The sequence below is a fragment of the Sphingopyxis sp. BSNA05 genome (assembly GCF_013265645.1).
Lineage (GTDB): Bacteria > Pseudomonadota > Alphaproteobacteria > Sphingomonadales > Sphingomonadaceae > Parasphingorhabdus.
The window spans coordinates 1-872 of the sequence record NZ_PYIA01000013.1; the positions used below are offsets into that span (position 1 = coordinate 1).

Annotated in this window: 2 protein-coding genes; both read right to left on the reverse strand. The window is 53.0% G+C overall.

Features of this window, described 5'->3' with window-relative positions; translation table 11 throughout:
* A partial coding sequence (locus tag C8024_RS01885; protein ID WP_173202747.1) for a type-F conjugative transfer system secretin TraK occupies positions 1–527 on the reverse strand: 527 nt, incomplete at its 3' end.
* Positions 524–872 (reverse strand): type IV conjugative transfer system protein TraE (locus tag C8024_RS01890; RefSeq protein WP_217271933.1); only part of this gene is annotated, 349 nt, incomplete at its 5' end. The genes C8024_RS01890 and C8024_RS01885, both read right to left, overlap by 4 nt.

The window sequence follows — 872 nt, forward strand, 5'->3', positions numbered from 1 at the left end:
GCGATGATGGTCTGCTCTTCGTTTCTTTCGTTTTCCCATGTCTCCGCCTCCGGTTTTGCAAGGGCGGGATTGGTTATGAAAAGCTGATGCGCTTCAACAGGGGCGGTGCGACAGGCAAATTTATAGACAAAGCCCTGTTTGCTGGTGGCGAAGAAACTAACGCTGTCGCTGGCGAAGCTGGGCGGTACGGAAATATAGATATCGCCGCGCACCGGTTCGTGCGTTACCCCGAAATCATTATAGGGATAGCCCGAAGCGATTTTTGAAACGCTTGAGAATTCGTCGCCAACCAAAGCAATACGCGTCAGCTCATCGCGCGATAATGTGCAGTCAATCTTTGCATTGTCCGCAGCTTCGACAAACTGGTCCGCCAAAGCGGGTGATGCGCTGACCGAAAGTGCGGTAATAAGTAATGCCAAGCCAAGAGTTTTGAACCCTGTATCGGGAAGCCGCGTAACGCCCCAGCTGATGCTCGCCATGCCGCCGCCCACAAGACAGGCGGGCAGGGATGTTAATATGCTGCTCATAACGAGGCATCCTTTTCGATTGATTTTTGCTGAATTTGTTGATCGCGCTCGGTTGGGACCTGCGCAAAACCGGTCAGCGCAAGTCGAAGGCCGGAGTAAGTCCAGCGAAAGACAAATTTACGCTCCTCGCTGGCGATTACCTGCGCGCCGACGAACGTCTTGAGCGTTCCGGTCACTTCGGACTTGAGTTCTTTTGGATCGATTACGAGCGAACGGATGACAAAAGCCTGGGCAATATCGGAGCCGCGTTGTTCGGAAACGATTTTGACCAATTCTGATTTGAGACGGCCATGGGCACTGGGATCGGCTAGCTTGAGAATCTGCCCCATCCAGTAATCAAGCCCT